This is a genomic window from Nocardia sp. GP40 (assembly GCF_050434125.1).
In the GTDB taxonomy this organism is placed as follows: domain Bacteria; phylum Actinomycetota; class Actinomycetes; order Mycobacteriales; family Mycobacteriaceae; genus Nocardia; species Nocardia albiluteola.
Window position 1 is genome coordinate 730800 of sequence record NZ_JBNPVW010000003.1, and the last position, 22618, is coordinate 753417.

Below are 22618 nucleotides of genomic sequence, written 5' to 3' on the forward strand. Positions count from 1 at the left end.
GAGGCAGATAATGATGGTGTGCAGGGGCGCTGCTCTCGCAGCGCTGGTCGTCATCTCGACGCTGGGGGTCACAGCCGGAACAGCTTCGGCGGGACCCGCTGCCGCGCAGCCGGAATCGCGGGAGCGCAACGACTCGGCCGGTCCAGGGCATACTGTCGGGATGGCCGCCTCGAGCCGGTGCCGGCCCAACTCGTCAGCCCCAGGCTCTCGGTGCCGACTCGAAGCTTTCTGACCACGATCGGCCTGCCATACGGAAGTCATTGGGCAGAGTTCTTCCACGACGACAGGCTCTCGGGGCCCGTCGTCCAGCAGGGCCGCGAATACCTGCCCATCGGCGCGGATGACCGGGGGCCGCTGGTAATCGAACCCGAGTCGGATTCGATGTTTCATCTCCTGCCCGAGCCCTACTATGTCAACGCCGACGTGTCCCTGTTCGTCTACTTCCACGGGTTGTTCGTCCGAGAGATCCAGCGCCTGGACTCGGTGACCGAGATGGAACACGACGAATTCGCCGATCTGGTCGACGATTCCATAATGGGCATCGATCGCCGGATGCGTGACCTCGACCCATCCGCGTGCACGACCGGCAGCTGGTGGGACTGCCTGCTGACGGAGATGGTCGAGCAGGGGCACATGTAGCCGTTGAATCAGCTTCATCCCGGGTATGCGGTCGGGACCGGCACCCGCGCCGGCAAGAACGCGCAGCCGTCGCCGTACCCGCGCGGTCATGGTCCGCGCGGGCCCTCATCTGTCAGCTGTTGGCGGTTGACCGTCGGTCGGTGGAGGTCGGCGTCAGCTTTGCGATCGCCAGGCCGCCGATGACCGCGGAGGTCATCAGGACGAGGGCGAAGGTCGTTGCCGCGGCTGGAAGTCCGGCTGCGTCGCTGAGGTAGCCGGCGATGACCGGGAGCAGTCCTGCGGGAATGTAGCCGCCGATGTTGAATGCCGCGTTGGCCTCGGCGAGGCGTCGTGTCGGGATTGCGGTGTTGAGCAGGGACAGTCCGCCCAGCTGCCCGAGCCCCTGTCCCGAACCCGCCAGTAGCGCCGAGGCAAGCAGTCCGGGAATCGATCCCACGGTGATCGCCACTATGAGGGTAATCATGGCGAGGGTCGTGGCGGCCGCGGACGCGATCATGATTGTCCGCTGCGGTAGTGCGCGGACGGCGAATTGCACTGCGGTGGCGGTGACGAACATGCCGAATGCCATGGCACCGGCCATGATCGGACTGCTGGTGCCGAGCAAGCCGGAGAGCAGCGCGGGTCCGAGTGACAAGACGAACGAGGTCGCGGTGATGCCGGGCGCGAACACCGCGATCCCCAGCACGAGCCGACCGCGCTGACCGGACGGCACGCCCGGGACACGGATCCATGATCGGGTTCCGCCGGCTGCCGGTCGGGTGACGGGCATGCGCACCACGACCAGTGCCGCGGTGACGAGTAGGGCGATCTCGACGCCGAAGACCGTCACGGTCGGTGCGGGCAGTGTTTCGGACAGGATTCCCGCGAGCAGTGGTCCGGTTCCTGCGCCGAAAACCATGGCGCACGAGGCAAGTAATGCGGCGAGCGGTTTGCGTTGCGGCCCTGCGACATCGGTGACCGCGGCCATTCCGGCCGAGACCGCGGCCCCGACGGCGATACCGGTGAACAGCCGCGCGATCATCAGCATGGCCACGTTGGTCGCCATCGCGAACGTCAGGCAGGCGATGATGGCCACCACTATGGCGGGCAGCAGAACCGCCCTGCGCCCCAGCCGATCCGACGTAACCCCGGACACCAGCAGCGATCCGAGCAGCCCGACGATGTAGCAGGCGAACACGACGGTCATGGTGCCCTTGGAGAATCCGATCTCCCGTTGCCACACCACATACAGCGGTGTCGCCGCGTTGGACAGCACGAAGACCGCCATCACTGGCCATGCCGCCAGCCACACCCACCACGTGGGCGTCGCTGCTCGCGGGAGTTGGACGGGCACTGTCGGTGTGCCCTGAACGGAAGTGTGTAGCGCGGTCATCGGCGGTGACTCCTCAGTCGTAGTACGAAAAATTTCGAACTAGTACGATCGAAGTCGAACTTAGCATAAGTACGATTAAACTCGTACTGCGATGGAATCGGAGGAACCTGATGGCTGCCGCTACCAGCCGGGAGTTCGCGGTGCATCCGCCGCAGGACCGCCTGCCCGACCCGCTACCGGAGCCGGCCATGGCCGAACTGCGCCTGGAGGCGGTGCTCGGGGTGTTGAGCGATCCGCTGCGGTTGTACATCGTGCGCGAATTGCTTTTGCGTTCCGAGGCTTTCGACCACACGTGTGGATGGTTCGGGATCGATCGACCGAAATCGTCGCTGACCCACCACTTCAAGGCGTTACGCGAGGCGGGTGTTATCCGGCAGCGCCAGTATGGCCTCGAACGCCGTAGTCACGTCCGCATAGATGATCTGCAGGCCCGCTTCCCTGGGCTGCTGAACTTGGTCGCCGACTGGAAGAATCGGGAAGAAGGCCACTCGATCTGATGCCGGTCCAGGTTGGTTCGCGCTCGGTTGTAGCGCATGGTGGTGCGCGGATCGGCGTGACGGGCGGCGATCTGGACATCGCCGGCGTGGGCCGAATCCCGCGCCGCCCTGAGCATCGCCTCGAACTGAAGACGCGAAAGCCCCAGCGTCGGTGACTCGTACGCGATACGTGGCCGGCGTACACATCCGCTGGCGAGTGCTCCAGGACACCGTCGATGAACCTGCGGGTCTCCCGCATTCACCGCACATACCGTTCCACCTCCGGCCGCACCACAGCCAGGGGTGTGAGCTGACGCTCGATGCACCGCCTGAAATACAGGCGCAGATCCGAGGTGCAGTGGATTCGGGAGCTTCCGCTGTAGCGAGCGAGGTAGGCCGCGCAGGCCACCCGCAGCACGAGATCCTCACCGGCGAAGGCGACGTCGATATCGGTCGAGGTACCCGTGCTTCACGATGACCGCGAACGGCAACCTATTCACCACCCTGCTCGCGGCATTTCCGCGTATTCGCTTGGTATCACGTGGCGGATACGTGCCGACAGGTTCGATCAGCCGATCGGCGGTGCGAGGTATTCCAGCGCATAACCGGCGCCCGAGGGGGCGACGCGTGCGATGCCAGGTGAATCGAGGTGCGCGCCGGCCACGAAATGACTTGGCCGAGTGAGTCGTTCGAGGAGGGCCGCGCGCGCGGCGCGGGCCTGGGACTGGTTGCCGTCGAACTCCCAGGACACCTTCGGCTGATCGAATTGGAGCGTGGGAACGTGAACGGTGTCGCCCCAGACAAGAAGGTGGCCGGTGCTGCTTTCGATGTCGTAGACGGTGTGGCCGGGGGTGTGGCCCGGTGTCGGGATCGCGATCGTCCAGTCGTTGATGGCGATCTTCTCCGACACGGGGACGACCCGATCGCGGATCGGCTCGAGCCGTCCGGTGAACACCGAGGTGTCGCCCGCACCGATCCACACGCGCTCGAGTTTCGGGAACGCCTCCGAACCGTCCGGCGCGATCAGGCCGCTCACGTGGTCTTCATGGTTGTGGGTGATGGCCACATCGGTGATGCGCGCACGGTCGATGCCTGCTTCGTCGAGCGCGTCGTAGATCAATCCCATGGTGGGGTCGTGCCAGTTGTCGGATGCGCCGGTGTCGATGAGAACCGATCGTGTGCCGTCGGTGACGAAGAAGGCGTTGACCGCCAGCCGCAAGTTGCCGCCGACCAGCGGCACGACGGCGGGCAACTCCTCGAGCGGACACCCGCCCTCGTCGCGGAGCCGTGTCGGCGGCATGTCGATGTACCCGTCTCGCAACGAAATCACCTGCAGATCGCCGAATTCGAACGTCGCATGGTGCCGGCTACTCGAGATCAAACGCATGGAAGCCTCCATCAGGTTGAGCGTCTATCGCACATCTTCGATAGAAGATGCTATCTTCTTTAGGAGAAATCTACACTGTGAGCGGCGAGATATCCAACGATCGAGGAGCACGGTGGTCGAGCAAGACGCAAACGAACCACACCACGGTGATGACCCGGCCGGCGCGTTCGGCGGTCACGTGCGGCGACGCCGTGAGGAGGCGAAACTGACGCTCGAGCAGCTGTCCATCCAGTCGTCGGTCAGCCGGGCGATGCTGTCCAAGGTCGAACGCGGCGAGAAGAGCCCGACGATCGGCGTCGCATCCAAGATCGCCCACGCGCTCGACGTGTCGCTCTCGGACCTGATCGGCGGGCCGACCGCCGCGTCCGGGGCGGCCGTGGTCATGCGCAAAAACGAACGCCCGATCTTCCGTGACCCGGACACCGGTTTCGAACGGCACATGGTGTCGGCTGCGCCGGGCGCGGGAACCGGCGAGATAGTCGTCCACTATCTGCCCGCCCAAGTCTCCCTCGGACTGCTGCCCGCATATCCGCCGGGTACGGAGAAACAACTCGTGGTACTCGAAGGCACCCTCACGGTCTTGCTCGGCGGGATCACCGAGACCCTGGACACTGGCGACTCACTGTTCTTCCAGGCCGACACCGACCACGGCTTCGCCAACCGGACCGACCTCCCGTGCGAATACATCATGGTCATCTCACGCAGAACCTGAACGGCCGCAGCCATCGCCCACCGAGCACGAGGCAGAGGCGGACGCGGATCGGTCGCCCGGGCACGCGGTCACCTGGTCGGCCCTGCAATCGACATGTACGGATGTTCGGCGCCGCAGTCGATCTCGCTGCGCGACCCTGCGTGTAGCAACATGATCGGATGTCGCCCGACAACTGTGGCGCTCAGAAGGCGAGGACATCGAGCCCGGCAGGTGTTCCACGACTCGCCGACGCGACGGAATGTGGTGCGGCAGAACGACTTCAGTGACTTGTAGCCATCACCGTGACCCCGACCGCTCGCAGCGCCGACGCGCCGGCCTGCCTCGGGTCGACGGTCGTGAGATCGGACCCGCTGCTGCCCAGCGCAATCTCCACCGGCTGCGAACAGCGGTGCAGCGGTGTCGGTTAGAGGCGTGTCGCGGTGCGAACGAGGTCGGCAACGGCTTTGGATCTGCTGTGTGGTGGCCAAGCGATGACGGTCGTGACGGCCGGTGCGTCCGGCACCGGCACGATGGCGTGGTCGTCGCGTCGCTGGTCTCGGAGCGACTCGGGCACGACGGCGCAGGCCAGTCCGAGCGCGATCAGTTGGAATAGTTGGGTATGGTCGCGGATCTGCGGGCCGGGGCCATCCGGATAGCTGCCATCCCGTCCAGGCCAGCGCGGCAGAGGCAGGTCCGTCTGGGTGTTGACCTCGGCCAACGACAGATGCGCCCGGTTGGCGAGGGGATGACCCACGGGCAGGACCACCACCTGCTGTTCGGTGTGCAGATCCTCGGTGTCGAATCCGGCTGTCGTGTCGTAGGGCCGGTGGAGCAGAGCAACGTCGGCACGCCCGGTGCGCAGCAGACTTTCCGGCTCGCCGGGCCCGCACAGGATCACCTCGACGGCCACGGCGCCCGGTTCAGCGGCGTAGGCGTCCAGAAGCTTCGACAACAGTTCCCTGGACGCTCCGGCCTTGGTGGCCAGCACCACACCCGGCTGGTCGGCCGCGGCGCGGCGGGTGCGGCGCTCGGCGGCTTCGACCGCGTCGAGCGCGGTCCGGGCCTCCCGCAGCAGCACCGCCCCGGCCTCGGTCAAAGTGATTGCGCGAGCAGTGCGGTGCAGCAGAACGACTCCGAGCCGCCGTTCCAGCTGCTGGATCGCCCGCGACAGCGGTGGTTGCGCCATCGCGAGCCGTTGTGCCGCACGCCCGAAGTGCAACTCCTCGGCGACGGCGACGAAGTATCGCATCTCCCGCGTCTCCACCAGGTCATGGTATCCGGCGCTGACCACGATCAATACTCGTGCGGTATCGCCGCCCACCCGATCTGTCTTGGACGCCGCACCCGGAACCGCAGCAGGATCGACGGCATGAGTGAACGGATGATCGCGCTGGTGACCGGCGCGAACAAGGGAATCGGATACGAGATCGCCGCTGGCCTGGGCGCGCTCGGCTGGCGAATCGGTGTGGGCGCGCGGGATCGGCAACGCCGCGACACCGCGGTGGAGAAGCTGCGCGTGGCAGGTACCGATGCGTTCGGTGTGCCGCTGGACGTGACCGACGACGCAAGTGTGGCCGCGGCAGCCGAATTGATTGCCGACCATGCCGGAGGGCTCGACGTCCTGGTGAACAATGCCGCGATCAACGGCGTCACCGGCGATATGCCGCAGACACCGACCACGGTCGATCCCGCGACCGTGCGAGCTATCGTGGAAACCAACGTGATCGGGGTCATCCGCGTCACCAACGCGATGCTGCCGATGCTGCGCGCCTCGGCCTCACCGCGAATCGTCAACATGTCCAGCAGCGTCGGCTCGCTCGCCCTGCAAACCACACCCGGCATCGACATGGGCCCAGTTCCTGCTGCCTATTTGGCGTCGAAGACCTTCCTCAACGCCGTCACCATCCAGTACGTCAAGGAACTGAGTGATACCAACATCCTGATCAACTCCGGCTGTCCCGGTTTGACCGCCACCGACTTCACCGGTTTCAGCGGCGACCGTACACCGCAACAGGGCGCGGCCATCGCGATTCGCCTCGCGACCCTGCCCGACGACGGACCGACCGGTGGATTCTTCGACGACGCCGGAACAGTGCCCTGGTAGCAGCCACACCGGCGCGATGGCGGACATCGAGGAGTCAATCCAGGCGTGCACCCGTAATCGGAGCCAGCGGACCGCCTGTTTCGCGGCGGCGATCTCGTAGTCTTGTCAGGTGAAGTTGGTTGATACTCAACCATATTGGAGTCGAATTCGACTGCCGGTTGTTTCTGGACCCATTGAATTCTGAAAAGCTTTGGCAGTAAACATGTTTCGCCACCCCACTCTGTGGCCCCACTTCCAGTGGGGTGGCGCTGACCAGGAGTCGGTGTCAAGTGTCCGGCACCTGGACGACACACCTCAGCAGCGTATTTCTCCTATAGGACAAGTCGATCAGCCGAGGGTGATTTCCGCTCGTTCGCAACGCCTCAGACCCCACTCGTAGAGGGCGGTGAGGACGGGGGCCAGGCTGCGGCCCTCCTCGGTCAGCTCGTAGCGCACCTGGCGTGGAACGGTATCGAGTGTGGTTCGTTGCACCAATCCGTCGGCCTCGAGTTCGCGCAGCGCTTGCACGAGCATTTTCTCGCTGATGGACGGCATCAGCCGACGCAGCTGACCGTAGCGGTGCACACCTTCCTTGAGGTGGGCAAGGATGACCGGCTTCCACCGGCCACCGATCAGATCGATGGCCACGTCCACCGGGCAGTGGTAACGCTTCGTCGGCACCTGCTGACCTCCGTACTTACTGAAAAGTGCGTTCTTGCAACACTGTAATCATTTCGCTTGCATAGCTCTGACACCATTCGGACATGAAGGCGGACTTCCATGAAGGTCATCACCTACGACAGCTTCAAACCCGGCGTCACGCTGGAGACCATCGCACCGTACCTGCCGGAGGAGGTCGCCAACGTCTGGCGGCTGTGGAAGGCCGGCATCGTCCGGGAAAACTATGCTCGCGCCGACGAATCGGGTGTAGTGATCGTGTTCGAGGTCGACAGCGTCGAGGATGCCAAGCGCTATGTGGCGGATTTCCCGCTCACCAAGAAGGGGTTTCTGGAATGGACCTACATTCCGGTCATGGCCCCGCTGCCGCTCGAAGCCCTGATGGATGCGTCGGTCGACGTGAGCGAACCGTACGACCGGACCAAGTGAGCAGATGATGCGGTACCACCACGGACTGACCATCCCGCAGACCGTCGAGGATGCCTGCGATCCCGCTCGGATGGCGGTGTTGTTCTACGACATGCAGGTCGGCATCGTCGCCCAGATCGGCGCCGGGCCAGGGATCGTCGATGCTTGCATACGGATACGTGATGCGGCTCGGGCCAACGGTTTTCGAGTCTTCTATACGCGGCACATGTCGTTGCCCGTCGCTGCGGCAGGAGTGTCGCAACTGCGGACCGCAATGGCGTGGCAGCACGTGGACGATCCCGCCGAGGTGCACTCCGCATTTCCCCAGGGCTCGCCGCAGTATCAGTTGGTTCCGGAGCTGACCCCGGGCCCGGACGAAGTGGTCTTCGACAAGATCACGATGTCGGCGTTCGAATCGACGCCGCTGGATATCGCACTGCGCGACTGCGGAATCGACACCGTCGCCATCGCGGGTATCGCCATGGAGGTGGGTATCGAACCGACCGTACGCCACGCTCTCGATCTGGGGTATCTCCCGGTTCGGGTCGCCGACGCTTGCGGCGCAGGTGATCGCCAGGCCGCCGAGCGCTCCGCTGCTGCACTGGCATTCACGGGCGGTTCGCTTGCCGTGGACACGGCGAGCCTCATCGATTTGATGGCCCGGAACTGACCGGCGCTGCAGTGTACGACGTCCACGGTGTTCCTTCGAAAGGCTGAACTATTGACAACCGAAGACCAAGACATCTCGGGTGCTGCGCAGCTGCGTGAACTGGTGCGGCGGGCAGAAGCGCTGGCGGCGCAACTGGAGAATGCAGGCGGTGCAGTCGATTCCGCGGTCGCTGCGCGACTATGCGACCGCGTGCTACGGCCGCTGCGGGCGATGGCAGGTGCTGCAGTCGGTGAGGCGGTGGCACATCAGGCAACGACCGGCGGCGACGTCGCGGCAAGTGCCGACCTACCCGAACACGAGAATTCGGATTCCGATGGTGCGCTGTGGCGACTGGCATACGATGCCACGTCCCTGCTGGCAGCGTCGCCGGACCTGATGGCGCTGGGGGAGCCGGTCGCCGCACTGCACGAGCTGGTCCTGGAGTGCGATGGTGACGAGGCCGTACAGACCGAACAAGCAACCGCGCTGCACGCTCTCATGTCCGGTTTGCCCACCCGGATCGCCTGTCTGCGTAACGGCCCCTACCTGGTCACCAACGTGCGACACCTGCACGACTGGCAGGGCCTGCCGCTGCCGGTACGGCCGCAGCTGGCGCTCTGCCGTTGCGGCGCATCGGCATCCAAGCCGTACTGCGACGGAAGTCACGCCCGCAGTGGATTCTCCGGTGACAAACACCCCGATCGCGTTCCGGACCGTCTCGATACCTATGTCGGGCACCAACTTACGGTGCTGGACAACCGCGGCACGTGTCAGCATTCGGGTCTGTGCACCGATCGACTCGCCACGGTGTTCCGAGCGCAGCAGGAACCGTTCGTTGCACCCAGCGGAGACCGGATGGACGAAATTATCCGCGCGGTGCGGGACTGCCCCTCCGGCGCGCTCGGCTACGCGATGGACGGGATTGCGGCGCGCGGCGCGGTGGACTGGCACGGGACTCGCGAACCCGCCATCGAAGTGTCCAAGGATGGGCCGTACCGGGTGGTCGGCAGTATCGAGTTGGTCGACGCAACGGGACGAGACACAACGCGCAACGCCGGTGCCTCGCGTGAGCATTTCGCGTTGTGCCGGTGCGGTGCCTCGAAGAACAAGCCGTTCTGTTCGGGAATGCATTGGTACGCCGAATTCCGCGATCCGGTACCGGATCCCGACTGCGAACCGACGATCTTCGAATGGGCGGGCGGGGTGCCGGCGTTGACCAGGATGACCCGGCTGTTCTATGAGAAATTCGTGCCGGCGGATCCGCTCCTGGCTCCGCTGTTCGCCACCATGTCCGCCGATCATGCTGAACGGGTCGCGAAATGGCTCGCAGAAGTGTTCTGCGGCCCACGCGCCTATAGCCGACAGTACGGGGGATATGAGCGGATGCTGTCTCAGCACATCGCCAAATGCTTGACCGAGGAGCAGCGCAGCCGGTGGGTGTCCCTGCTGCTGCAGGCCGCCCGGGAGGCGGGCCTGCCCAACGACCCCGAGTTCCGCTCTGCGTTCCAGTCCTACCTCGAGTGGGGCTCCCGTTTGGCGGTGGAGAATTCCCAGTCCCATGCGCAGCCACCGCAGCACATGCCGATCCCACATTGGGATTGGAATACTGCCGCGGGGCCGCCGGGGAGCCGCATCTCGGCACTCGCCACGTCAGCCGACACCGATCCGCCACCGGTACTACCCGCTTCCGATACACAGCCGAGCTTCGAGCGGCACATCAAGACGCTGTTTCGGCAACGCGATCGCCGCGCTATGCAATTCGCCTTGGACCTGTGGTCACTTGCCGACGTCCGCAGCCACGCACCGGAGATCCTGCGCCGGGTGCGCGCCGGAACCATGCCCTGCGACAAGGCGTGGCCGCGCGAGTGGGTCGAGGCGTTCGAACATTGGATCGATACCGGCATGAATGCCTAGGGACACGGTCCTGACGAGCTGGTTGGCCTCCGCAGAGAATCGGCCTGCCTGATTCGTACAGGCGAAACCCATTCCGCCATAGGTCACCGGACAACTATCGGCTGCCTGATTCAGGGTCGGAGTCGAGGATCCGTAGTCGCTGGATTTCGTTGCGCTGGGCGGCGATTGCGGCAAGGGCCGGGTCCGGAAGTCGGCGAGTTCGTCGATCGTGCCGCTGGCCTCAGCGAGCACAGAGCGTAGCTCGAATCCTAGCCCGAGATGGCCGTGGGGCCGACCGCAGCGCGGCGGGGCCGTCCTCGAACAGCGACTTCTCGGCGCAGGCCAGGCACTCCTCGATTTGCTCTAGAATTGCTGTTCGAAGTGCCGGCCTGATCGAAGGTGGTTCGTATCCGTGGAGTCGCGGGTACGAGCAGTGCCGTGGCCCGATGGTCACCAGGTGGAGAACTCCGAGACGAAGGCGGCTCTCGATGAGAGACTTCGACTATTGCGTAATCGGTGGCGGATTCGCGGGATTGACAGCCGCGTTGCGGCTGAAACAGGCGGGGCGATCAGTGGCGGTGCTGGAAGCTCGCGACCGGCTCGGCGGGCGCACGTTCACCGAGGTGCGCGCGGACGGTTGCTGGATCGACCGTGGCGGCGCCTGGATCGGGCCGGGACAGGACCGGATCCAGGCCTTGATGAACGAGTTCGGGGTACGCAGCTACCGGCAGTACACCGACGGTGAGGCCATGATGGTCGTCGACGGCAAGCAGTACCGCTACACCGGCACGATCCCGTGGACGATGAGCCCCTGGGCGTCGATGAATCTCGGCGCGACCTTTGTCGAGCTGGGGCACATGTGCAAGGCGATCCCGCTGGAGGCACCCTGGGAAGCGCCGAAGGCCGGCAAGTGGGATCGGATCAGTCTGGCGCAGTGGCTGGATCGCGCCGTCTGGTCCAAGCCCGCCTACGAGCTGCTCGAGACCGCCATCGCAGGCAGCTACACCTCGGCCGCCTCGGAAGTGTCGATGCTTTTCGCGCTGTACCAGATGGCATCGGGAGGTGGGCCCAACTTCGTTTTCGGCGTCAAGGACGGCGCCCAGGACGCCCGGCTCGTCGGGGGCATGGGCGCGCTCTACGGGCCGATGGCGGCCGAGCTCGGCGACTCGATCCACCTGTCGCAGCCGGTGCACCGCATCGAGCAGGACGCCGCCGGGGTGACGGTGCATGCGGATGGATCGACGGTGCGCGCACATCGGGCGATCGTGGCCGTCCCCCTGGCGATCGCCGGTCAGATCCGGTACGACCCGATGTTGCCGGTCGATCGCTCGTTCCTGCATCAGCGGGTGCCCAGTGGCTCCATCATCAAGATCTCCGTCCTGTACGACGAGCCGTTCTGGCGGCGCGACGGATTGTCGGGACAGTCCGCAGCACCCGGGTCGCCGGCCACCGTCACCATCGACGGCTGCACCGACGCCGGGCGGCCCGGGGTCCTGTGCGTCATTTCCGAGGGACCCATCGCACGGCAGATCGGCCGCCTCGACGCAGCCGAACGCAGGACGGCGATACTACGCGAACTCATCACGCGATTCGGTGAAAAGGCCGGTGCCCCAGTCGATTACGTCGAGCAGGACTGGAGCGCCGAACGCTACTCCGGCGGTGGAATGCTCAGTCACACACCGACCGGTGTGCTGACCCAGTTCGGCCATGCACTCCGCGAACCGTGCGGCCGTATCCACTGGGCCGGAACCGAGAGCTCGGCCGTCATGTGCGGTTGGGTCGACGGAGCCATTCGCTCCGGTGAACGCGCCGCAAGCGAAGCGCTGCGGCACGAACTCGCCGCGGTATGACCAGACCCGCCACGACCACCACAAGGGTTCGGATTGGTCGGCCGCGGATCAGAGTCTGAGCGCGTCGATTATGGCCAGCGCCACGGCTACGGCGCCGATGACGAGGGGCGGGGGGGCGGTGGTGTAGAGGCTGCCATGGATGTGAGCCACCGATGCGCCGATCATGAGCAGGGCCAGCCCGGCCGCCGCCGCGATCCCGAACGGGGCGTAGGCCAATCCCGCCGCGAGTCCCAGCGAGCCGAGCGCCTCGAGGTAGCCCACGGTATGCATCAACCCGACCGGCACTCGCAGTTGTTCGGCGGTGGCGGTGACCGATTTCAGTCGCCGCAACTTCGGCAGCGCCGACCGCACGAAGACGGCGATCAGCAGGACCTTCGCCCGAGTGACCGGGTACCTACAGAGCGACCATCCGGGATCCCTAACACGGCTCACCGAGCTCTACACCGGACTGCGCCCGATCGACAACGTCTTCGCCTACCTGGACAGGCCGCTTGCGGAACGACAGCGGCTGGCCACTCAGGCGCAGCAGGCCCTGGATCTGATCAGCGACCTGAAGGGTTCCGGCGGAGAAGCGTTCGACTGGGCCGAGCAGAACGCCCGATCCATCGCTCAGACCGCCGCATTCCTCACGATGGACGTCAACGATCCGAACTCGCTGGCCAGCTCCGAGCGTCTCCGCGATGAAGTGATGGCCGAGAACGTCACGTGGTGGCAGCGGCACACCGGGTACAAGGTTCTGTTGTCGGCGCACGACGACCACGTCGCCTACCTCCCCGGTGATCCCACGATCTACCCCAAGACGCAGGGATCATTCCTGCACGACACGATGGGCGCCGACTATCTCTCGATCGGCTCCACCTTCGACCGGGGCTCGTTCCTCTCCTCGGACAACGCCCTCGGTGGCGACTGGAAGAAGTTCACCGTGGGCGCCGCCGGACCCGGCACGAACGAGTACACCCTCGACCAGGTCCACTACCAGGACTACTACCTCGACATCCGTAATGCCCCGGCCGCCGCGCGTGCCTGGCTGGACACCGTCCGGCCCACGCGCGAGATCGGGACGCAGTACCCCGTCGATCCCGAGAACATCGCGCTCGCCCGCTCCTTCGACGTCCTCGTCCACCTGCACGAGGTCCGCGAGGCCGACAAATGCAGGCCGTGAGGCCCTCGGCGTGCATCCGTCCCACCTCGACCGGCCGAGGGCTGCCCGCCCACGCCTGGCGCACCAACGGGTGCGGCTCTAACGACTGAGGTAGGCCAGCACCGCGAGTACTCGACGGTGGCCGCTGTCTTCGGCGGGGAGGTCGAGCTTGGCGAAGATATTGCCGACATGTTTATGGATCGCACGCTCGGTGACCTGCAAGCGTAGAGCGATCTCGCCGTTTGCATAACCTTGGGCCATCAGCTCGAGGACTTCACGCTCCCTGCCGGTGAGTGTGGATACCGGATCGTGGCGGGTCATGAGCTGTTCGAGCACTTCAGGGTCCATCACGGTGCCGCCCGAGGCGATGTGTTGCAGGGTGCGCAGGAAGTCGTCGACCCGTGCGACACGGTCCTTGAGCAGATAGCCGACGCCACCGCCATCGCGCAGCAGATCGCGTGCGTAGCTGTGCTCTACGTACTGCGAGAAGACGAGCACGGGTTGCCCCGGAAAGCGGGAGCGCACCTCGAGCGCCGCGCGGATACCTTCATGCCGGAAGGTCGGCGGCAGTCGTACATCGACGACGGTGACATCGGGGCGATGTTCGGCGACGGCAGCGATGAACGACTGGCCGTCGATGGTGACCGCCGCGACCTCGTGCCCCTCCTCGCGCAACAGGAGCACGAGCCCTTGTGCGAGTACAACATTGTCCTCGGCGATCACTACTCGCATGGGCACGCCGCCCGCAATACGGTCGGACCGTCCAGCGGGCTGTCGACGGTGAGAACCCCGTCGAGCGCCTCCAGCCGTCTTCGCATGCCGGCCACCCCCGTGCCCTGGGACTCGTCGACACCGCCACGCCCGTTGTCGTGTACCTCGACGGTGACGTACCGGCCGATCTTGCGCACCTCGACGCGTGCGGTGGTCGCACCGGAGTGGCGTGCGGTGTTGGTGAGTGCCTCGGCGACCACGAAATACACCGCTGCTTCCACCGAGGCAGGTATGTCACCAGAGACCTCGATCTCCACATGGGTCGGAACAGCGCAGCGTGCCGCCACGGCGGCGACCGCACCGTCGAGGCCCTGATCGGCGAGAATCGGCGGATAGGTGGTGCGCAGGACTGTCCGCAGGTCACTCATCGCGGCTTCGGCACCGTCGCGGGCTTGTTCCAGCAGCGGGCCGACTGCCTCGGGGTCCCGCTTGAGGACCCGCATCGCCAAACCCAGCCGCATCGCGAGACCAACCAGGTGGGCCTGGGTGCCGTCGTGCAGGTCGCGTTCGATGCGCCTCAGGTCAGCGGTGTGTGCGTCGACCGCCCCGGAACGGGTGCGTTGAAGTTCGGTGATCTGATGCGCCAACTGTTGGTTCATTCCCGCCCGTAGGCATGCTTCCGATATTTGCATGCCGATACGCGCGATCAGCGGCACACAGGCGACGGCCACTGCCGTGGTGACGACCGTCTGCACGATTCCCACGGTGAACGCCGACGCCCATCCGGTGATCGGCACGTTGGCCACCACCCGGACAGTGCCCTGCGGGAACAACCACCACAACCAGATGGCCGCAAAACTCAGCACCGGTAGCACTGCGAGGGCGAGGCCTACCGCGCCGAGGACAATGCCGGCGAAAAGCATCGCGACGACCCACCGCACTTCACGCCACACGGTTCGGTCGGTGATGAGCGCGGGTAGCCACCGAAAGGGCCTGCCGGTCGGTACTTCCGGACTGCCCAGTTCACGGGCCAGCCGGATCCGCTCGGCATCGGCGATTCGACCGAGCACCCACAATTGCGGTGGCACGAGCACGAATCCGATGCCCACGAGGCAGGCGACGGCCGTGTAGATCAGCAGGGGGACTGCGATAATCGCGTACAGGCCTATTCCGAGAGTGGTTGCGCTGGCGCGGGCTCCATTGCCTACCCGATCCCACCATGAAGCGACTGATACAGACACCCCGGGAGTCTTTCATCCCGATCCGGCCGTGACGGTGTAGCTGGCACTACCACCAAATGGGGTGAGTGCTACCGGGTATCGGCCCGGTGCCGTACCTAACGTTGCCGATCGTGATGAGCAGCAACGAAATCAGGGGTCGACAGGTCAGGGCCGACAAAGATAGTGCGGCTCGACCGCACGCGTGAAGGCCGAATGCCCGAGCACCTCGAGACTCGGCACAATGAGACCTCAGACCACTATCGGACCCAACGGGCAATCCGACATGACGATGATGAACGACTTCGGCGATTGGGAGCAGACCTACGTGGTCGGCATCAAATACCTGGGCGCGGAGGTTGACAACAATTCCCGGCGGCCTTCTTCCGGGTCGACCGGATAACACGGCCGCGACGTACGAACACGGGCAACCGGACGCGAAGCGCTTCGCGCCGAGACGATTTCCCAAGGGGCACCCGCACAGGGTGCCCCTTTCTTCATGACCACTGCCGGTTCCGTGTCGAGGCCGGGCCGGTGTAGCTGACTCCACCTTCGAGCGGGGTGATTGTGTCACCGCACCAGCTCGTCGACCTGCCTACCGTTTCCGAGTGTGACGCAGACGAACAGGAACGAATTGCGAACACCCCCCGGATACCAGCGGGACGATCCGCGCAGCCGAGCGGTCAAGGAGTTGTGGTACTTCGTGCCGGCGGCCTACATCGGTGCTTGGCTGGTGGCAACACCGTTGTGGCTGACGGGATTTCGGCGCGAAGCGCCGTCGCAGCACGCGGGACCGTTGGTGGCGGCCTGCCTGTTCACCATGATGGTCGTTCCCGCCGCGGTCGCGATCCCGCTGACCCGATGGCGCCATCCGTGGCGTGACGTGCCGCGAATTCTATCGCTGGGACTGCCCCGCCCGCGGCGGCGTGTAGTAGCCCAATGCCTGTGGGCGAGTACAGTTTTCGTCGCAATCACCCTGGTGGGATTGATACCCGCGGCGCTGTCCGGCGTGTATCGGCCGGCATGGCCGCAGTCGGCGTGGTCGCTGCTGGCTCTGCCGTTGTCGGCGATTGTCTCGCTGCCCCTCTATCTCGGCGAAGAGATCGGCTGGCAGGGATACATGATGCCGCGGTTGACACTTCGCTTCGGCACTGTCACGGGCATCTGCGTGGGCGGCGCGCTCTGGGGTCTGTGGCATTTGCCGATGACCGCGCTGGGCGGAAGCTATCCCGGCCACCCGCTCTACGTCGCGATCCCCACTGCCGTCGCGGTAGCTGTCGCCGCGGGCGCAATTATCGCTGTGATCCGGATCCGCACGCACTCGGTCTGGCCCGCGGTCGCAGCCCACAGTGGCGCCGGTCATCGGCGTGGACTGCGTGGAACCGGTCGAAAATCGAGGGGCGGCTAAGCCGCCTGGCTGGTCCCGGTCGACGACCTGGACGGGCGGCCATACCCATGTTCGTGCCTCGATCTGCGATCGATGCTGCACCGCAGTGTATTTCGTGTCCCAAACCGCCCTGTATGCGGCAGTACAGGATGTTCAGCGAACGGTCTGGCCGATGGCCCTCAAGACATCGGCAAGCCACACGAGGTGATAGCCGAGACCAGAAGACGTCCTGATCGAGGGTAATGGACTGTGCGGTCGCCATGGCCTCGACGTGAGCCAGCACCAACTCGAATGCGTTGCGCAGCTCAGAGAACGGCACGGTAAGGGGGTCTCCGGTCACGATCATCATCATGGGGTCTGCCGCCCTCAACACCAAGTCATGCATTCGCCGACGCGTCTGTGGCCGGCTCGGTCGGCGCGGTCCGCGGCACTGCAGGGCGTTCTCCAGCCGCTGTCGCAAACCGCCCGCAGGCACGAGCGTGGGCAGACCAGAGCGGGGGGTGACTCGCAGCGATGGCTGCGGAGGATTGGCGTTGTCAGGCGGCGCCGAGGACGAGGGTGCTGCAGCTGGACCGTGTTGAACTGTCCATCGACACTGTAACCGATTGCTGCCGTTGGAAACTCGCAATCAATTGGGATGCGCGTCGAACATCGTTTCGGCAGGATGGGCGGCATGGGCTGGAACTTCACCGAAGATGTTGAGCAGTATCTGGGGGCGGCTGGAGAGTTTCTGCGGTCTCGACCTGCCGAACACAATGTCGCGTTGACCGTGAGCGCTACCGTTGCCGCTGGCAATGCGCCAAGGTATCCGACCCCGCCGCTGTTCGGCTGGTTGACGCGCGACGGTCGGGTTGGCGGAGCGCTAGTGCATACCCGGCCATTCCCACTGGGCCTGTTCGGACTTGCCGCCGCCGATACGGCCGAGTTGATCGCGGTGCTGAACAACGCCGGTTGGGAAGTCGACCGTGTTGTCGGCCCAGTCGGTATCGTGCGCGCATTCGCCGAGGCTACGCAACGTAGATCCGAGGTCGTTGGCCACCAGCTTCTCTACCGACTGGGTGGGCTGGTGGCGCCCCGCCCAACGGCCGGGCGGGCCCGGCTTGCTCAGCAATCCGACCGGGCGGTGCTGGAGGATTTGACCAAGGTGTTCGCAGAGAAGGACACCTCAGTGTCATTCGATCAGGTCGGTGAGAGGTTGTCCTACAACGGCATCTGGTTGTGGGAGGTCGACGGACAGCCGGTGTCGGTCGCCTCGCTCTCGCGCAGCGTTGCCGGGATCGTGCGGGTCGGCTTGGTAGCCACCCCACCGGAACATCGCGGACACGGCTACGCGGCAGCGGTGACGCACCATGTGTCGCGAGTCGCATTGGAGACAGGAAACCATGAGGTTCTGCTGTTCACCGACAAATCGAATCCCACGAGCAACGGCATCTACCAGCGGTTGGGCTACGAGGTCGTTGAAGAACAGATCCAAATGCGGTTCGGCGCAACCTAATGGGGCAGTCCCTGTTGGGCCGACTGCGAGATACACATTCATTAACCGGGCTCCGATCGCGGACTAGTCACAGCTCGCTGAGGGGTACCCAACCTCGGCAAAGGAATTGACAAGAATCTACGGAAATGTCGAGTCCAACCATCGTGGTACCGGATCGGGCATCGAAACCGCTCTCTCATCGGCAAGAGCGTGCGTTCGACAGACACGCCCAGGTCGCTGGACGCGCTCGCCGATGACGTCAGACAGGCGTAGCCACGGGCGCCGTGGGCGCCGACCGATCGTGGTGTCGGGTTCAGGGCGGGCATCGCGAATGCCGAACCCGTCGTCATTGTGGCGACTGTCGGCGCACTGCCCGGGTTTCGGTAGTGCGCCGGCGGAGTTCCGGCTGTGCGAGCGCCGGTGGGACATAGGCAACGTCGACCGGTCCGACGTCGGTTCCAGGCGGCACGATCTCGTCGATCTGGTCGAGCAGGTCGTCGTCCAAGAGCGTGCCGGCCCCGGCAAGGAGGCCGTCGAGCTGCTCGGGCGTGCGCGGACCGATGATCGCCGAGGTGACGGCCGGGTGGGCGGTCACGAACGCCAGTGCGAGGTGGGGCAGAGACAGCCCGGCCTGCTCGGCGATCCGGGCAAGTGCTTCGACGGCGTCGAGCTTGCGTTCGTCGGTCAGGTGCTGCCGCGCCCAGTGCAGGCGCCCGGCCGACGCCGTTTCCGCGCTGCCCTTACGCAGGCGACCGGCAAGCAGGCCCATCGCCAGCGGGCTCCACACCAGGACACCCAGCCCGTAACGCCTGCAGACCGGCAGGATCTCGCGTTCGATCCCGCGGTTGAGAATCGAGTAGTGCGGTTGCTCGGAGCGGAAGCGTGCCATCCCGCGCCGTTCGGCCACCCACTGGGCTTCCACGATCTCCGACGCGGGCAGGTTCGAGTGGCCGATTGCACGTATCTTGCCTGCGCGCAGCAGGTCGGTCAGCGCGCTGAGGGTTTCCTCGATGTCGGTGCCAGGTTCCGGGTGGTGGGCCTGGTAGAGGTCGATGTGGTCGACACCCAGGCGGCGTAGCGACCCTTCGGCGGCGGAAACGATCCACCGGCGGGAGTTGCCGCGCCGGTTGAGGTCGGAACCCATGGGGCCGTTGAACTTCGTGGCTAGCACGACGTCGTCGCGGTGGCCGCGCAGAGCCTTGCCGAGGATCGTCTCGGAGGTACCGTCGCCGCCGTAGACGTCGGCGGTGTCGATGAAGTTGATGCCGCCGTCGAGGGCGCGATGGACGATGCGCACGCAGTCGTCGGCATCGGGGTTGCCGTATGGTCCGAACATCATCGTGCCCAGGGCATAAGCGCTGACCTGAATGCCGGTTCGGCCGAGCGGGCGAGTTTGCATGGATTCTCCTGCGACGGTAAAGGAGTGCGGCCGCGACCGGCCGCACTCCTTGTGGAGATGGTCAGGCCTGGGTGTATTCGGCCGCGACGTCGACGATCCAGGTGACGCCGAAGCGGTCGGCGAGCATCCCGAAGGCGGGCGCCCACTGCGCAGGACCGAACTCTTCGATCACGGTCGCGCCCTTGGCGAGACCCTCCCACACCGGGGTGACCTCGTCGATGCTCTCGCCACGTACGGAGATGAAGAACGGCTCCTCGGTGATCGTGGTGCCGTTCTCACGACGAGTGGTGGGTGCGTCCGGAGCGGTAGGCATGTGCTCGCCGGGCACGTCGTAGGCCATGACCTGGAAACCGTTGTCGGCCACGACTTGGCCGAACACGACGTGGGCGGCGCCGGGAAGCTCGGCGGGCATTCCGAAGTCGGCATAGGTGGCGACGGTGAGCTGCCCGCCGAACACCGACTGGTAGAACTCCAGGGCTTCACGGGCCTGGCCGTGAAAGTTCAGGTGGGCGACAGCGTTGAGCGACATGGTGTTCCGGTCCTTCGCGAGTAGTTCCCAATGCCGGAGGTTCCGGCGGCAGGAACGACAATGCAGGCAGTACCGGTCAGAGAACGTCCGCTACTCGTGGCAGGGTGGAAACTATGCCGATCGCCTCCTCGACGACAACCTCCAGCCGGCTGCTGTCGCTGCTGTCGCTGCTGCAGGCCCGACGGGACTGGCCGAGCGGCCTGCTCGCCGAGCGGCTCGGCGTCAGCGAGCGGACCGTGCGCCGCGACGTCGACCGGCTGCGCGAGCTGGGTTACCCCGTCCAAGCGGTCAAGGGCCCCGACGGCGGCTACCGGCTCGAAGCGGGCAGTCACATGCCGCCACTGCTGTTCGACGAAGAGCAGGCGGTCGCGCTGGCCGTGGCGCTGTGGATCGCCGTCGGGACGGGCGCGGGCATCGAAGAGGCGGCCGTGCGTGCCCTGGCCACCGTGCGGCAGGTGCTGCCGTCGCGGTTGCGGCAGCGTGTCGACGCCCTCGAAATCAGCTGGGCCGGACACGGTACCGATCCGCAGGTCGACACGGTCATCCTGCTCGACCTGAGCGCCGCGGTCCGAGCGGGCGAGGAACTGCGGTTCGACTACCGCTCACCTGGACGACTCGAGCCCGCCGAGCCGCGCGCGCCCCGCCGGGTGCAGCCCCATCACCTGGTGGTGCGGGCCGGACGCTGGTACGTCGTCGGCTGGGACCCCGACCGCGGCGACTGGCGGACCTTCCGCGCCGACCGGATGACATTGCGGGTACCGAACGGCCCGCGGTTTACGCCCCAGGAAGTGCCGGGCGGCGACGTCGCCACGTTCCTATCGGCACGGTTCAAAGGTTCCCAACGCACAGACGCCTGGCCCTGCCGCGGCGAAGTGATCCTCGACCTGCCCGCAGCCGAGGTGACCCCGTTCGCCGGCGAGGGCGTCGTAGAGGAACTCGGCACCGCCCGGACCAGGCTGACGATGGGGTCCTGGTCCTGGGCCGCCCTCGCGGCGGCGTTGGCCCGCTTCGACACCGAGATCGAAGTGGTCGGACCGCCCGAGCTGCGAGCAGCGTTCGCGGAGCTTTCCCGTCGCGCCAGACGCGCCGCGGGAACCGGGTAGGGGCGGCTGGCTACATGTCGGCGGACCGATGGAATAGCATCAACTCGCGGATCGGAAAGAGCGGCGTCGAATCATGGCAGAGGACCTGACCGTGACTGGGGTGCTGGTGATACCTGCATCCGAGTTACGCGAGCGGTTCTCACGGTCGTCCGGTCCTGGAGGGCAGCACGTCAACACCACCGACAGCCGGGTAGAGCTGTCGTTCGACCTCGCCAACTCGCCCTCCGTGCCGGAGTGGCTGCGTACCCGGATGCTCGACCGCCTGGCCACCCGCCTGGTCAACGGGGTGCTCACGATCGCTGCATCGGAGCAACGTGCACAGTTGCAGAACCGTGCGAACGCCCGCGAACGCCTGGCCGCGTTACTGTCTGACGCCGCCGCCCCGCCACCCGTTCGCCGCGCCACCAAGCCCTCGCGCGGAGCAAAGGAACGTCGCATCGCCGCGAAGAAGCGGCGCGGCGTCACCAAACGCAACCGCCGCGTCTCCCCCGACGACTAGCCGACGGACAGCGCCACAGGTTCCGACGGTGCGTCCCACGCCGAATGTTCATCCGATTGCCGAAATATATTGCAGTAGTTCACTGTCACGCGGACAGCGATGGCAGCAGGCCACGAGAGAGGATATGGAATGACAGTCGGGAATGCGCTGAACCTGTCCGCCGACGAGGTCCTGTCTACCACGCGTTCGGTGCGGAAGCGGCTGGACCTCGAGCGTCCGGTGCCGCGTGAGGTGTTGCTGGAGTGCCTCGAATTGGCGCTGCAGGCGCCGACGGGTTCGAATTCACAGGGTTGGCAGTGGGTGTTCGTCGAGGACGCCGAGCGGAAGAGGGCGCTGGCCGACATCTACCGGACCCGCGCGACCCCGTACCTCGACGCGCCGAAACCCGCGTTCGGCGACGAACGCGATCTGCGCAGGCCCCACGTGTTCGACTCGGCCAGATACCTCAACGATCATCTCCACGAGGTGCCGGTCATGCTGATCCCGTGCCTCGAGGGTCGAGTGGACAACACGCCGGGGGTATCCAGCGCGGGTTTCTGGGGTTCGCTGTTGCCCGCGGTGTGGAGTTTCATGCTGGCGTTGCGCTCGCGCGGACTGGGTTCGGCATGGACGACACTGCATCTCGTCGGTGACGGCGAAAAACAGGCCGCCGACCTTCTCGGTATCCCGTTCGACCGGTACAGCCAGGGCGGGCTGTTCCCTATCGGCTACACGAAGGGCACCGACTTCCGGCAGGCGAAACGCCTGCCTGCCGACCAACTCACCCACTGGAATGCCTGGTAGGCCGCAGACGAGTGCTGTCCCGGCCGGATCCATCCGACCGGGACAGACTCGAGGTTGCTGAGATCCTCACCACCGCAGGCGATCACGTCGCCCAAGGGGGCATCGTAGCGGTCGACTGAACATTCGATAATCGGCTATGAGGGGATACCGGCCTCAACCTGCCGCCGCCACCGCTCTCCACGCCTTCCTGGAACGTGAGCGGGCCTGCGGGGCGGCGTATTCGATTCGCCGACGCGCATCGGAGGCACT

24 protein-coding genes are annotated in these 22618 nt (G+C 65.7%); 15 read left to right on the forward strand and 9 right to left on the reverse strand.

Features of this window, described 5'->3' with window-relative positions; all coding sequences use genetic code 11:
* The first annotated feature begins 177 nt into the window (after positions 1-177).
* Positions 178-639 carry an SUKH-4 family immunity protein gene (locus ABH933_RS12270; protein ID WP_429455025.1) on the forward strand — a complete coding sequence of 154 codons (462 nt, stop codon included), beginning with the start codon at positions 178-180 and terminating at the stop codon, positions 637-639.
* A 112-nt stretch (positions 640-751) separates the two neighbouring features.
* On the opposite strand, the gene ABH933_RS12275 is transcribed toward ABH933_RS12270, so the two are convergent.
* Positions 752-2011, reverse strand: a complete 1260-nt coding sequence (locus tag ABH933_RS12275; protein ID WP_429417367.1) for an MFS transporter — start codon at positions 2009-2011, stop codon at positions 752-754.
* A 110-nt stretch (positions 2012-2121) separates the two neighbouring features.
* Between ABH933_RS12275 and ABH933_RS12280 the strand changes: the two genes are divergently transcribed.
* Positions 2122-2508 (forward strand): ArsR/SmtB family transcription factor, encoded by a 387-nt coding sequence (locus ABH933_RS12280; protein WP_429417369.1) that lies wholly within the window; start codon positions 2122-2124, stop codon positions 2506-2508.
* 547 nt (positions 2509-3055) lie between these two features.
* Here ABH933_RS12280 and ABH933_RS12285 read toward each other — a convergent pair.
* Entirely contained in the window at positions 3056-3874 is an 819-nt protein-coding gene (locus tag ABH933_RS12285; protein ID WP_429417372.1) for an MBL fold metallo-hydrolase, read from the reverse strand.
* 112 nt (positions 3875-3986) lie between these two features.
* Here ABH933_RS12285 and ABH933_RS12290 point away from each other — a divergent pair, with 112 nt between their 5' ends.
* Positions 3987-4586 carry a helix-turn-helix domain-containing protein gene (locus ABH933_RS12290; RefSeq protein ID WP_429417375.1) on the forward strand — a complete coding sequence of 200 codons (600 nt, stop codon included), beginning with the start codon at positions 3987-3989 and terminating at the stop codon, positions 4584-4586.
* A gap of 403 nt (positions 4587-4989) precedes the next feature.
* Here the strand turns inward: ABH933_RS12290 and ABH933_RS12295 are convergent, their stop codons facing one another.
* Positions 4990-5829, reverse strand: a complete 840-nt coding sequence (locus ABH933_RS12295) for a LysR family transcriptional regulator (RefSeq protein ID WP_429417378.1) — start codon at positions 5827-5829, stop codon at positions 4990-4992.
* 105 nt (positions 5830-5934) lie between these two features.
* Here ABH933_RS12295 and ABH933_RS12300 point away from each other — a divergent pair, with 105 nt between their 5' ends.
* Positions 5935-6669, forward strand: a complete 735-nt coding sequence (locus tag ABH933_RS12300) for an SDR family NAD(P)-dependent oxidoreductase (protein WP_429417381.1) — start codon at positions 5935-5937, stop codon at positions 6667-6669.
* Positions 6670-6996: 327 nt separating this feature from the next.
* On the opposite strand, the gene ABH933_RS12305 is transcribed toward ABH933_RS12300, so the two are convergent.
* Entirely contained in the window at positions 6997-7329 is a 333-nt protein-coding gene (locus ABH933_RS12305) for a winged helix-turn-helix transcriptional regulator (protein ID WP_429417383.1), read from the reverse strand.
* A gap of 99 nt (positions 7330-7428) precedes the next feature.
* Between ABH933_RS12305 and ABH933_RS12310 the strand changes: the two genes are divergently transcribed.
* From ABH933_RS12310 to ABH933_RS12325, 4 genes are all read left to right on the forward strand, one after another.
* On the forward strand, positions 7429-7755 hold the full coding sequence (locus tag ABH933_RS12310) for a hypothetical protein (protein WP_429417386.1): 327 nt from the start codon (positions 7429-7431) through the stop codon (positions 7753-7755).
* A 4-nt stretch (positions 7756-7759) separates the two neighbouring features.
* On the forward strand, positions 7760-8404 hold the full coding sequence (locus ABH933_RS12315) for a cysteine hydrolase (protein WP_429417389.1): 645 nt from the start codon (positions 7760-7762) through the stop codon (positions 8402-8404).
* Between the two features lie 51 nt (positions 8405-8455).
* Positions 8456-10297 carry a CDGSH iron-sulfur domain-containing protein gene (locus ABH933_RS12320; protein WP_429417392.1) on the forward strand — a complete coding sequence of 614 codons (1842 nt, stop codon included), beginning with the start codon at positions 8456-8458 and terminating at the stop codon, positions 10295-10297.
* Positions 10298-10764: 467 nt separating this feature from the next.
* A complete protein-coding gene (locus ABH933_RS12325) occupies positions 10765-12126 on the forward strand; it encodes a flavin monoamine oxidase family protein (protein ID WP_429417394.1) in 1362 nt (453 codons plus the stop codon).
* 48 nt (positions 12127-12174) lie between these two features.
* Here ABH933_RS12325 and ABH933_RS12330 read toward each other — a convergent pair whose 3' ends face one another.
* Positions 12175-12477 (reverse strand): DoxX family protein, encoded by a 303-nt coding sequence (locus tag ABH933_RS12330; RefSeq protein WP_429417397.1) that lies wholly within the window; start codon positions 12475-12477, stop codon positions 12175-12177.
* On the opposite strand from ABH933_RS12330, the gene ABH933_RS12335 reads away from it, so the two are divergent.
* On the forward strand, positions 12434-13288 hold the full coding sequence (locus ABH933_RS12335; RefSeq protein WP_429417400.1) for an erythromycin esterase family protein: 855 nt from the start codon (positions 12434-12436) through the stop codon (positions 13286-13288). The two genes, ABH933_RS12330 and ABH933_RS12335, sit on opposite strands and share 44 nt — an antisense overlap.
* Before the next feature lie 78 nt (positions 13289-13366).
* Here ABH933_RS12335 and ABH933_RS12340 read toward each other — a convergent pair whose 3' ends face one another.
* Both ABH933_RS12340 and ABH933_RS12345 read right to left on the reverse strand, forming a co-directional pair.
* Positions 13367-13999, reverse strand: coding sequence for a response regulator (locus tag ABH933_RS12340; RefSeq protein ID WP_429417797.1), 633 nt, complete (start codon positions 13997-13999; stop codon positions 13367-13369).
* Positions 13990-15219 (reverse strand): sensor histidine kinase, encoded by a 1230-nt coding sequence (locus ABH933_RS12345; RefSeq protein ID WP_429417403.1) that lies wholly within the window; start codon positions 15217-15219, stop codon positions 13990-13992. The genes ABH933_RS12340 and ABH933_RS12345 overlap by 10 nt, the downstream gene beginning before the upstream one ends.
* 220 nt (positions 15220-15439) lie before the next feature.
* Here ABH933_RS12345 and ABH933_RS12350 point away from each other — a divergent pair, with 220 nt between their 5' ends.
* The 3 genes from ABH933_RS12350 to ABH933_RS12360 all read left to right on the forward strand — a co-directional run bounded on the left by ABH933_RS12350 (position 15440) and on the right by ABH933_RS12360 (position 18077).
* Positions 15440-15598, forward strand: coding sequence for a hypothetical protein (locus ABH933_RS12350; protein WP_429417406.1), 159 nt, complete (start codon positions 15440-15442; stop codon positions 15596-15598).
* A gap of 207 nt (positions 15599-15805) precedes the next feature.
* Positions 15806-16603 (forward strand): CPBP family intramembrane glutamic endopeptidase, encoded by a 798-nt coding sequence (locus ABH933_RS12355; RefSeq protein WP_429417409.1) that lies wholly within the window; start codon positions 15806-15808, stop codon positions 16601-16603.
* 652 nt (positions 16604-17255) lie between these two features.
* Positions 17256-18077: a GNAT family N-acetyltransferase gene (locus ABH933_RS12360; RefSeq protein WP_429417412.1), complete on the forward strand. Its 822-nt coding sequence runs from the start codon at positions 17256-17258 to the stop codon at positions 18075-18077.
* A 325-nt stretch (positions 18078-18402) separates the two neighbouring features.
* Here the strand turns inward: ABH933_RS12360 and ABH933_RS12365 are convergent, their stop codons facing one another.
* Both ABH933_RS12365 and ABH933_RS12370 read right to left on the reverse strand, forming a co-directional pair.
* Complete coding sequence (locus tag ABH933_RS12365) at positions 18403-19455, reverse strand: aldo/keto reductase (protein WP_429417415.1); 1053 nt, start codon at positions 19453-19455, stop codon at positions 18403-18405.
* Between the two features lie 61 nt (positions 19456-19516).
* Positions 19517-19984 carry a VOC family protein gene (locus tag ABH933_RS12370; RefSeq protein ID WP_429417418.1) on the reverse strand — a complete coding sequence of 156 codons (468 nt, stop codon included), beginning with the start codon at positions 19982-19984 and terminating at the stop codon, positions 19517-19519.
* A 113-nt stretch (positions 19985-20097) separates the two neighbouring features.
* Here ABH933_RS12370 and ABH933_RS12375 point away from each other — a divergent pair, with 113 nt between their 5' ends.
* The 3 genes from ABH933_RS12375 (at position 20098) to ABH933_RS12385 (ending at position 22369) form a co-directional block, all read left to right on the forward strand.
* Positions 20098-21087, forward strand: a complete 990-nt coding sequence (locus tag ABH933_RS12375) for a helix-turn-helix transcriptional regulator (protein ID WP_429417421.1) — start codon at positions 20098-20100, stop codon at positions 21085-21087.
* 73 nt (positions 21088-21160) lie between these two features.
* On the forward strand, positions 21161-21586 hold the full coding sequence (arfB, locus tag ABH933_RS12380; protein WP_215921946.1) for an alternative ribosome rescue aminoacyl-tRNA hydrolase ArfB: 426 nt from the start codon (positions 21161-21163) through the stop codon (positions 21584-21586).
* A 129-nt stretch (positions 21587-21715) separates the two neighbouring features.
* Complete coding sequence (locus ABH933_RS12385; protein ID WP_429417425.1) at positions 21716-22369, forward strand: nitroreductase family protein; 654 nt, start codon at positions 21716-21718, stop codon at positions 22367-22369.
* Positions 22370-22618: the final 249 nt, after the last annotated feature.

Bases quoted from the DNA above. Each gene is read 5' to 3' on its own strand.
- ABH933_RS12280 (WP_429417369.1), top strand. From the start codon at position 2,122: ATGGCTGCCGCTACCAGCCGGGAGTTCGCGGTGCATCCGCCGCAGGAC.
- ABH933_RS12315 (WP_429417389.1), top strand. From the start codon at position 7,760: ATGATGCGGTACCACCACGGACTGACCATCCCGCAGACCGTCGAGGAT.
- ABH933_RS12360 (WP_429417412.1), top strand. From the start codon at position 17,256: ATGGGCTGGAACTTCACCGAAGATGTTGAGCAGTATCTGGGGGCGGCT.
- ABH933_RS12375 (WP_429417421.1), top strand. From the start codon at position 20,098: ATGCCGATCGCCTCCTCGACGACAACCTCCAGCCGGCTGCTGTCGCTG.
- ABH933_RS12310 (WP_429417386.1), top strand. From the start codon at position 7,429: ATGAAGGTCATCACCTACGACAGCTTCAAACCCGGCGTCACGCTGGAG.
- ABH933_RS12365 (WP_429417415.1), bottom strand. From the start codon at position 19,455: ATGCAAACTCGCCCGCTCGGCCGAACCGGCATTCAGGTCAGCGCTTAT.
- ABH933_RS12325 (WP_429417394.1), top strand. From the start codon at position 10,765: ATGAGAGACTTCGACTATTGCGTAATCGGTGGCGGATTCGCGGGATTG.
- ABH933_RS12300 (WP_429417381.1), top strand. From the start codon at position 5,935: ATGAGTGAACGGATGATCGCGCTGGTGACCGGCGCGAACAAGGGAATC.
- ABH933_RS12370 (WP_429417418.1), bottom strand. From the start codon at position 19,984: ATGTCGCTCAACGCTGTCGCCCACCTGAACTTTCACGGCCAGGCCCGT.
- ABH933_RS12340 (WP_429417797.1), bottom strand. From the start codon at position 13,999: ATGCGAGTAGTGATCGCCGAGGACAATGTTGTACTCGCACAAGGGCTC.
- arfB (WP_215921946.1), top strand. From the start codon at position 21,161: ATGGCAGAGGACCTGACCGTGACTGGGGTGCTGGTGATACCTGCATCC.
- ABH933_RS12285 (WP_429417372.1), bottom strand. From the start codon at position 3,874: ATGCGTTTGATCTCGAGTAGCCGGCACCATGCGACGTTCGAATTCGGC.
- ABH933_RS12275 (WP_429417367.1), bottom strand. From the start codon at position 2,011: ATGACCGCGCTACACACTTCCGTTCAGGGCACACCGACAGTGCCCGTC.
- ABH933_RS12385 (WP_429417425.1), top strand. From the start codon at position 21,716: ATGACAGTCGGGAATGCGCTGAACCTGTCCGCCGACGAGGTCCTGTCT.
- ABH933_RS12350 (WP_429417406.1), top strand. From the start codon at position 15,440: ATGAGACCTCAGACCACTATCGGACCCAACGGGCAATCCGACATGACG.